The 9,197-nt window shown below is 63.4% G+C and carries 11 protein-coding genes; 4 read left to right on the top strand and 7 right to left on the bottom strand.

Annotated elements, in window-relative coordinates:
* The 3 genes from VMS96_15205 to VMS96_15195 form a co-directional block, all read left to right on the top strand.
* Window positions 1–567 (top strand): hypothetical protein (locus VMS96_15205; GenBank protein ID HVP44775.1); only part of this gene is annotated, 567 nt, incomplete at its 5' end.
* Between the two features lie 408 nt (window positions 568–975).
* Window positions 976–1,275, top strand: coding sequence for a hypothetical protein (locus VMS96_15200; GenBank protein ID HVP44774.1), 300 nt, complete (start codon window positions 976–978; stop codon window positions 1,273–1,275).
* Between the two features lie 46 nt (window positions 1,276–1,321).
* On the top strand, window positions 1,322–1,702 hold the full coding sequence (locus VMS96_15195; GenBank protein HVP44773.1) for a hypothetical protein: 381 nt from the start codon (window positions 1,322–1,324) through the stop codon (window positions 1,700–1,702).
* Between the two features lie 46 nt (window positions 1,703–1,748).
* Here VMS96_15195 and VMS96_15190 read toward each other — a convergent pair whose 3' ends face one another.
* Window positions 1,749–4,427: a protein kinase gene (locus VMS96_15190; protein HVP44772.1), complete on the bottom strand. Its 2,679-nt coding sequence runs from the start codon at window positions 4,425–4,427 to the stop codon at window positions 1,749–1,751.
* 160 nt (window positions 4,428–4,587) lie between these two features.
* Between VMS96_15190 and VMS96_15185 the strand changes: the two genes are divergently transcribed.
* Window positions 4,588–5,793: a PAS domain-containing sensor histidine kinase gene (locus VMS96_15185; protein HVP44771.1), complete on the top strand. Its 1,206-nt coding sequence runs from the start codon at window positions 4,588–4,590 to the stop codon at window positions 5,791–5,793.
* On the opposite strand, the gene VMS96_15180 is transcribed toward VMS96_15185, so the two are convergent.
* The 6 genes from VMS96_15180 to VMS96_15155 form a co-directional block, all read right to left on the bottom strand.
* Window positions 5,763–6,446 carry a hemerythrin domain-containing protein gene (locus VMS96_15180; protein HVP44770.1) on the bottom strand — a complete coding sequence of 228 codons (684 nt, stop codon included), beginning with the start codon at window positions 6,444–6,446 and terminating at the stop codon, window positions 5,763–5,765. The genes VMS96_15185 and VMS96_15180 overlap by 31 nt on opposite strands.
* Before the next feature lie 16 nt (window positions 6,447–6,462).
* Window positions 6,463–7,272, bottom strand: a complete 810-nt coding sequence (locus tag VMS96_15175; protein ID HVP44769.1) for a hypothetical protein — start codon at window positions 7,270–7,272, stop codon at window positions 6,463–6,465.
* A 66-nt stretch (window positions 7,273–7,338) separates the two neighbouring features.
* Window positions 7,339–7,605, bottom strand: a complete 267-nt coding sequence (locus VMS96_15170) for a hypothetical protein (protein ID HVP44768.1) — start codon at window positions 7,603–7,605, stop codon at window positions 7,339–7,341.
* A 39-nt stretch (window positions 7,606–7,644) separates the two neighbouring features.
* Window positions 7,645–8,067: a DUF420 domain-containing protein gene (locus VMS96_15165; protein ID HVP44767.1), complete on the bottom strand. Its 423-nt coding sequence runs from the start codon at window positions 8,065–8,067 to the stop codon at window positions 7,645–7,647.
* Window positions 8,067–8,912, bottom strand: a complete 846-nt coding sequence (locus tag VMS96_15160) for an ABC transporter permease (GenBank protein ID HVP44766.1) — start codon at window positions 8,910–8,912, stop codon at window positions 8,067–8,069. The genes VMS96_15165 and VMS96_15160 overlap by 1 nt, the downstream gene beginning before the upstream one ends.
* A gap of 2 nt (window positions 8,913–8,914) precedes the next feature.
* The gene (locus VMS96_15155) at window positions 8,915–9,133 is read right to left on the bottom strand and encodes a hypothetical protein (protein HVP44765.1); all 219 of its coding nucleotides are present in this window, start codon (window positions 9,131–9,133) and stop codon (window positions 8,915–8,917) included.
* Window positions 9,134–9,197 lie beyond the last annotated feature (64 nt).

The following is a 9,197-nucleotide window of genomic DNA, read 5'->3' as shown; positions in this document are numbered from 1 at the left end:
TATCCCGTGTTCACCGAGGATTCCCTGCCGGTGGACGACGACATCGTCTGGCGGCTGTTCGGAGACGAAGTGCTGGCGGGCGAGATTCCGCACCCCATGGCCATCACCGACGTGTGGAAGAACTCGTACAGCGAAAACACCAGCCGCAAAGTTTGGGCGGCCAAGTACGTGGCCCGGCATCCCAACCTCGTGGCACTGGAGTTATCGAGTTTCAAATGTGGGCACGACGCGCCGATCTACAGCGTGGTGGAAGAGATCGTGGAGCACTCCGGCACCCCGTACTTCTGCTTTAAGGATATCGACGAGAACAAGCCCACCGGCTCGATCAAGATTCGGGTCGAGACCATCAGCTACTTCCTGAAGCGCTACCGCGAGGACATGGTGCGCAACAAGCAGAAGCACCTGTCCATCGAGGAGCGGCTCAAGAGGTTCGAGGCGCAGCTGCGCGCCGAGCTCGCAGTCGCCGCCAAGTACAAGGACGTGGAGCGGCCCGCTGTTGACGCTTTAGTGAACATCGCTCCGCCGCCGGTGGAAAGCGGCGAGATGGCCCACCTTAGCGGCGATTAAACAATTTGCAACCCGACGGCCACCAGGCCCATCCGTAAGGGTGGGCCTTGTTTGTTCTGACAGCTGTTGCTGGTGGTTACCGGGGTTACCTTGTGGCCGGCATCGCCGGGCGTAGGATTGAGGCAGCGGGTCAGGCATCCAACGGTTCTCAAGTTGATTCTTACCCTTTGCAGCGACTGGCCTTCTTTTTAGGTGGGGCATGATGGATATCTCGACCGTATCGAACCTGAACGCATGGAGCGTGCTGCTGGCCCTCTGGATCCCGCTGGCCGGCTGGACTCTCGCCATGCTGGGCGAGGACGACGAAGCCGAAGGCTGAGTCCGCCCGGTCCCCCGGGCATTCACCCGCCTGTCTGCCCTTCACCTGTCTGCTAAAATGACTTTGCACTCCGGGTGGGGTCTGTCCGCATGTTGATGGAAGCCGACAAGATCATGTTCGAGATCTACCGCGAGGACACCTACAGCGGTAAGTATCGTGTGGTCTATTTCACCGAGCTCAACGACCAGAACAAGGAATACGAGATCAATCGCGCCATGTCAGGCGAGCACTTCTACGACGGCTTCATCAAGAATTACAAGAAGGACGAGGCCAAGGACATCATCGACGCGCTCCTGAAGCGCATGAACGACGGCGAGAAGCTGACACCCAAGGACATCGAGTCCGCTTTGGGCAGTCACATCCCCGACAAGGACCGCAAGGTCGTTTAGGGTCGTTGCAACTGGGCGAACTCCGAGTACCGACAACTGAGGTGATATGGCGGAACCCGCACCCGTAACCAAAGCCCCCGGTCTGGTCCCTGACGAACTCAAGCACGAACCGCGTTCCAAGGGCACCCTCACCCCACGCAAGAAGAAGCCCAAGGAGCTGGCGGTCATCACCGAGTGCTGCACCGGCTGCGCCGGTTCGCCCGCCTGCGTCGAGTACTGTCCGGTGGAGGACTGCATGTTCTGGGTGCCGGACGAGGACCATCCCCCCTTCGGCCGCATCCAGGTGGACCCGTTGCTCTGCATCGGCTGCAAGAAATGCACCAGCAAGGGTCCGGACGGCGCTTTCCTGGACGGCTGCCCGTGGGATGCCATCGTGATGGTGGACACCGCCGAGGTCGAAAAGGAAGTCGGCCCGATGTCGTACTGAGAGCCTGTGACAAGCCCTCCGCTTGTATCCAGCCGATGAAAGGTCGTCAGTGTTGCAGTAGATTCTGGACCACGACCACATCGGCATCCATGCGTGCCACTGCGGCGTAAATGTACTTCGAGTCGGAGGACCAGGAGACCCGCCGCGCAATCTCGGTGGCGGTCTGGCCGAAATCCGTCACCTGGCGGAGGGGCCCGCCAGCCGTGGGCAGGAGGTAAAGGTTGGTGGTGACACCGTCTGCCAGCATAATGGCCAGCCATTTGCCGTCCGGCGAGATCACGGGTTGCATCAGGTAGGCGAGCGGCAGCCGCGGAGCCGGGATCCGGGCAAGGAGTTGCGATGGAGCGTCTTCCGGTTTCGCAACCAGGATTTCCACGTCTTGCCCACCCGCCCGGCTGCCCATCCGGAGCAAATACAGGGTTTTGCCGTCAGGAGCTGGCGCCGAACCTAGGAAGGAGCTGTCGGTGCGCACCTGCACCGGCTCCCCGCCGTCTACCGGGACTTTGGTGATCTTGTACGGCTCATCTTCGCGCCCCTGGGGGGAAACGTACAGCCACTTTCCGTCATGTGACCAGGCGGCCCAGCCGCCCTCGGCGACCAGCCGTCGCTGGTTGGAACCGTCCGGATCCACCACCCACTGGTCGCCGATCCTGGTGCCGGGCCTGCGCGTGAAGAACGTGATATGACGTCCGTCGGGCGACCATACCGGCACTCCCACGGCGACCTGGGGGTCCTGCTCGAAGGTGATCTGCCGGACTTCTCTCGAACCATCGAGCTTCATGACCCACAAATTGCTATGCCCGCCGAGCTCTGACAGGTACACCATTTCGCGGCCATCGGGGCTGAGCGATGGTGTCTGCACTTGTCCTGTCTGGCTCGTCACCTGGATGGCCCGACGCACATTCTCGGCGGGCGGTCCGTCGATGGGGATTTTCCACACGTCAAAGTCCCGCCGCATTTGAGTGACGAACACCTGCCCGTTGCTGCCCACGTCCGGATCGAGAAAACTGGTATCGCTGAACGTCAGCTGCCGCACCGGGCTGCCGTCCAGCTTGGCGACGAACAGGTCCATGTTCGGCAAGTAAAGCGCTGTGGTATTCTGCGAGGAGCTGCACACGACGCCGGATCCGTCCGGCAGCCACGAGTATCCCGCCACGAACTTGAGATCATGGGTGATCTGCCGTGGTTCGCCTCCCGCGGCGTCAACGGCAAAGATGTCGTAGCTGAATACGCGGCCGCGCTCATAGGCGATCAGCCGGTCGTCAGGAGACCACCGAGGGAAGCCGTAGTCAAAGGCCTGGGATAGCGCGGCCACTACGCGCGGGTTGCTCCCGTTCCGGTCGGCGACCACCAGCTCCGGCTCTTTGTTGCCTTCTCGGCGGAGATAAGCGATCCGCTTTCCGTCATGACTGATGTCTCCGCCGGTGAAGCTGCTGGCCAAGCGCCGGGGGCTTCCACCGAGCGCAGGGATGTCGTAGATCGCACCGCCCTGCGTCTCCGGTGTCTTCGCAGGAGAGAAATAGATGAGGGAGCCCGAGTCCGGTGACCAGCGTGGATAAAGATGGGGCACATCGTCGCGCGTGATCTTCAGTGGGGCGCCCCCGGCCAGCAGCTTCACCCAGAGATGCGGCGTGCCTGCGCCCGCCGAAAACGCCACGGCCTTGCCATCGGGCGAGACCGCCGGCGACTGTTCCATGCCGACGAAGTCCGTCAGCCGTTGCAGCACCACCGGCGCGGTCTTTTCGGGAACCGGTGCAGGGCGCGGGCGCAGCCAGAGATAACCCAGTAGCACCGCTATCGCCGGCGCCAGGAGCAGGAGAGCAGCGGGCCACCGCCGCTTGGACGCAACCGGGATGATAGCCGCGGTAGCCGATGAGGTGTCGGAGATCCCCTCGAGAACGAAGACGATATCCCGCATGGTTTGGAATCTTTGGTCGGGGTCTTTCTCGAGGGCATGCAGGATGATGCGGTCGAGCGCCGGGGGAACGCGGTGATCGCTTTCCGACGGAGCGGGAGGATCTGCGGTGAGCACTTTCGTGATGGTATCCACGGCCGTGTTTGCCTGGAAGGCGCGACACCCGGTCACCATCTCATAGAGGGTTGCTCCAAAACTGAAGATGTCGGTGCGGTGGTCGCTGGGCAATCCGCGCGCCTGCTCGGGCGACAGATAGCCCACCGTCCCCAGCATGACGCCAGCCTGCGTGTTGGCAGCCAGGGTTGTTCCTTCATTGCCCGCACTTTCGCCGCGGGCCAGCTTGGCCAATCCGAAATCCAGGATCTTTGTATGTCCGTCCCGGGTGACAAAGACGTTCTCTGGCTTCAGGTCGCGATGGATGATTCCCCGCTCGTGAGCAGCGGCCAGTCCGCGCGCGATCTGGATGGCGAATTCAATGGTCCGCCGCAGCGGCAAGCGCTCTCGCGTGAGCCGCTGCCGCAAGGTCTCACCCTCCAGCAACTCGGAGACGATGTACGGTATGCCATCCTGCTGGCCAACGTCGTAGACGGTGAGGATATTGGGATGATTGAGCCGGCTGGTGGCCTGCGCCTCCTGCTGAAAGCGGCGCAGCCGGTCGGCATCCGCCGCCAGGGATGACGGCAGCACCTTCACGGCCACGTCGCGACGGAGACGCGGGTCGTGCGCCCGATACACCTCGCCCATTCCGCCGGCTCCAAGGAGCGAAACAAGCTCGTAAGGGCCAAAACGGGAACCTGCGGCTATCGCCATCCCATCTCCAGTTGCGCGGATTATACCGAGAGGGCGCGTAGCGTCGGAAGTGCTTGGCTCCATTCCCGGTACGTCACTGCCAACGGTGACATCAATCACCGTGCGCCCCACCGGCCGGTGGCACGATGGGAGGCGTCGGGGTCTTCCTGGGCGATGGGATATGGTTGAATCCGAGACCACCGAGTTTGCCCCCGCGGCGCGTGCTGCCCCCGAGATGGTGGCCCGCCAGGCTGCCCACTTCACCGGCTCCCGCATCTTTCTCCAGCTCATGGACTATGTCCCTGACATGGTCCTCGTCCTCAACTCCGAGCGGCAGATCGTTTACGCCAACAAGGCGGTCCTGCAGGTCACCCACCGTCCGGATCGCGCCCTGGTCCTGGGCCTGCGGCCGGGAGAGCTCTTCGGGTGCAAGCATGGGCATGAGTCCGAGGCCGGATGCGGCACCACACGCTTTTGCAGTTGCTGCGGCGCCGTGAAAGCCATCCTGCAGAGCCAGTCGGGGCGCTCTGCGAGTGAGGAGTGCCATCTGAACGTGAATGAGGGCGGCGGAGAACGGGCCCTGGACCTGCGGGTCTGGGCCTGGCCGGTGACCTTCAACAAGGAACAATTCACGTTCTTCTGCATCGCCGACATCGCGGACGAGAAGCGCCGGCAGGTGCTGGAACGCATCTTCCTGCACGATGTGATCAACACCGCCATGGCGCTGCAAGGCCTGTCGTTGCTGCTCAGCACGCGTTCCCCCGGGATACCGGAGGGTGAGAAGTCGCACGAAGAACATGTGCGCCGCATCCGGGCCCTGGCGCAGGAGATGGTGGATCAGCTCGAAGCCCAAAGGCAGCTCATCTCGGCGGAGAACGGCGATCTGAAGCTGCGCATCGCGCCCGTCCGCTCCTTGGAGTTGCTGGAGGACGTCTCCGGCGCCTACCGCCGCAATGAGTTACTGAAGGGCCGCCGCCTCCGCATCGACGACGCCAGCGTTGACATCATCTTCGAGAGCGACCGGCGCCTGCTCAGCCGCGTGCTGAGCAACATGGTGAAGAACGCGCTGGAAGCCTCATCCGCGGGGGACACGGCCACCATCGGGTGCAAGCTGGATGGCGTCCGCATCGTCTTCTGGGTGCACAACCGGACGTACATGCCGGAGAACGTGCGGCTGCAGATCTTCAACCGCTCGTTCTCCACCAAGGGCGTCGGGCGGGGACTGGGGACCTACAGCATGAGGTTCTTGACCGACAAGTACCTTGGCGGGACGCTCGATTTCACGTCGAGTGAGACCGAGGGCACGACATTCTATGCCTCGTATCCGCTGATCCTTCAAGAGCCTCAGGGCGGATCTCAAGACGGCGTGAACCGCGCCAGGTCGTAGATCCCGAGCTTCTTCTCCAAGTCGGCGACCTTGTCCACCATTCCCTCGAAGCCGTCCTTGCCGAAGAGCTCGTGTTCCTTCTTCTCGAAGTCCTCGCCCAGGGCGTCATATTCGTTGCGGGAGACGATGGAATGCAGGGCAGGGAACAGGACCGTGTCCTCGCGCGCCTCGTGGGGGCGGTACATGTGGACGAAGAGGTTGATGTCGCGGATAAGCGGGGCTGCGCGGCGCCGGGCCCCCTTGGCGGCCGTGACCTGCAGAATGCGAGCGGTCACTTTGCGTCCGGCGGCGTGCTGGGTACGCAGGACGGCGACCAGGTCGGTGAGCTTGCCTGCCTTCTCGAAGCGCGGGAACAGGTGCTCTTCCTCGAGCTTTTCGTGATAGTCCTCGATAAAGCCCTTGATGATGCCGGCGGCCTGGTTCAGCACCGCGGGATCGAAGCCGCTCTTGGCGGCAAGGCGGCGGCCGCAGGCCTCGTACACCAGCAGCAGCCGGTTGAGCAGCCCGTGCTCCCGCATCAGGTCTTCGACCGGCGAGACGTCCTCGGGCTCTTCCTTCTCTTGCGCGAAAACCGTGGCTGGGGTCAGGGCAATGGCGGTCAGGGCTGCGCTTGTTCCTCGTAAGAAATGTCGGCGATCACGTCGGTCGTGCATGGGCTCCCTCGGCTATCTATTGGTTCGGTGGATTGACTCTTGCGCGCTCCAGGATGGCGCGCTCCGTTTCCGCGGCCTGCTGGTGGATGCGCTGCGGTATGTCCGGGGCGTCACGCTTATAGCTCCGGACCACGGACAGGTCTTCGGGCGTGCCCACCAGGTAGAGGGCGCGCAGTGCCTCCCATATCTGGTCCACGGGCGGGGCCAGGACGGCAAGTTGGTCGCCGGCTGAGACCGCGGCGCCCTTGGGCTTGACCGAGACGACCCGTCCGGTGGAAGGAGCGCGGACCTCGATGCTGCCGATCCGCGACACCAGCCCGCCTTCGCGCACCGTCTGTTCCGGCTTGGCGGCGTCGGAAACAATGCCCGCACTCGGGGCGGTCAGAGTGACCGGCTGGAGAAGGGCCAGAAGCTGTGGGCGGCCGCTCGCATCGCCGAAGCGCACCAGCGAGAGTGCCGCGTTCCCCCGTACGGTGCTGGAAGGGTCCTTCAGCAGGAGCAACAGGGCCTGATGGAATTCGGGACGGGAATTGTCCTGTCCCATGACCCAGGCGTCGGTGTTGCGGATTTCTTCGACCGGAGAGGCCGCCAGTTTGACCAGTTGCGGGTACCACTGCCGCGCGGAAGCATCCTTGCGCGCCATACGTTCGCCCACCTGCACCAGGGCATGCTGGATGTGGCGCGGTTTGCTGCTGTCGGCCAAATACTCCGAGACCGCGCGCTCGCTGAGCGGGCGACCGAACCATGTGCTGCGCCAGAACAGAAACGGCATCAGCACGATGGCCCAGGCGGTCAGCCAGAAGATGACCTTGGTGCGGGTCGACATGTGCCCGTGCTTCTTGGTGTCCGTTGCTGGTGTGCTCGATGTTTCCAAACGACTTCCTCTTTGGGACTACTCCACGTCGGCGTCCAGGACCCCAGGCTGTTGCAGGTAGTGCGAGACCGCATACTGCGCCAGCAGTGGGGTTTGCAGGCGGATCAAGGCGCCGCGCCATTCGCCTTTTGGATGCAATGTCCCAGCCGGATGCCTGCACTCGCCGCTTGAGCCGTACTCCGGCCCGAAGGCAGCGCTTTGGATCTCATCGAAATGCTTGATCCGACGCCATGCGTCGTTCCCGGCGGTGCCGGAAATATCGATCTTCAGCCTGACCGTTGACATAGTGAAACTGGGTACTGAGTACCGAGCACGGAATGCTGCTCACCGATACAGCCGGTACAGCATGAAGTAGATCACCACCCCGGTGACGGAAACATACAGCCAGAGGGGATAGGTCCAGCGGGCGATGGCCTTGTGGCGGTCCAAGCGCCCGCCCAAGGCGCGCGCCAGGGTGACGATCACCAGCGGCACCACCGTTGCCGCCAGCACGGTGTGGGTGAACAGGATGGCGAAGTACAGCGGCCGGATCCATCCTTGGCCGGTGAACCGCACCGATCCCACGTGGTAGTGGTAATAAAGATAAGAAGCCAGAAAGAATGTGGAGGACACGACGGCGGCGATCATTACGCCGCGATGCGCCGTTCGCCTGCCCGCCCGGATCAGCCCGATGCCGGTCGTGATCAGCACGGCGCTGGTGGCGTTCAGGCCGGCGTTCAGGGCAGGGAAGATCGCGTAGTCGGGCATCACGCAGCTGGTTTGGTGCTCCGCCGGTTGGCCAGGAAGAATGCGACCGAAAAGACCGCTACGGAGAACCCCAACAGCACCCAGAGACAGGTGGCGACCGGAAACTCGGCCGCGGAGCTGCCGGGAAAGAGCACCGCGCGGATGCCTTCGTTGCCGTAGGTGAGCGGATTGGCGCGCATCACAACCCTGATCCACCCGGACGCCCCGCTCAGCGGAAACAACGCTCCGGACAGCAGCCAGAGCGGGATCAGCAGCAGGTTGACGATGGCGTGGAACCCCTGGGTCGAGTCCATCTTCCAGGCGATGGCGAATCCCAGTGCAGTGAGGGCGAACGACAGCAGCAAGGTGATCACCACCACCAGCCCGAACTGTGCCAGCCCAAGATGCACCCCGATGAAGGGCGCAAATATCAGGAAGATGAGTCCTTGCAGGGCCGCCAGGGTCGTCCCGCCCAGCACCTTTCCCAGCACGATCACGGTGCGGCTGATGGGAGCGACCAACACGGAGAGGAGGAATCCTTCCTTGCGGTCCTCGATCACCGACATCATGGCGAAGATGGAGGTGAAGAGCACGATCATGGTCAGGGCGCCGGGAAAGAAATATTCCAGGTAATGGCCGGCGCCATCCTGGCTGCGGAACGAGGTACCGAACCCGGAGCCGATCACCAGCCAGAACAGCAGCGGCGAGAGGATCACTCCGATGACGCGGCTCCGCTGCCGGTAGAAGCGGACGATCTCCCGCCACCACAGCGATGCCGAGGGCAGCAGCCAGCCGCTGCCGCCTGCGGGCGCGCCGGCGCGCTTCTGCGCCGCCTCTTGCGCCGGAATGGTGGTGCTGTGGGCCACCGCTATGCCTTTGCCCCCTCCAGCTTCTTACCGAGACGCGGCGCCAGCCCCAAGGCCCGTGCCTGGACGCCGGCGTTGAGCAGGAACACTCCTGCGATCGCCAGCAGGATCAGGCTCATGAAGAGCCCGTCCACCGTCGGGCGCTGGCGCCGCTGGCCGGCATCGGCTGGATCGGCGCCAGCGGCTGGTTGGAGCACGAGACTGATCACCAGCATCTGCATGCGCTCCCCTCTCTGATTCTAATCGCCATTGCCTTCGTTCCAGAAGCGATGCCCGGTGCGATCG

This window comes from Terriglobales bacterium, from assembly GCA_035543055.1.
Taxonomy (GTDB): domain Bacteria; phylum Acidobacteriota; class Terriglobia; order Terriglobales; family Acidobacteriaceae; genus JAIQFD01.
This window is presented reverse-complemented; position numbering and strand designations above follow the sequence as displayed.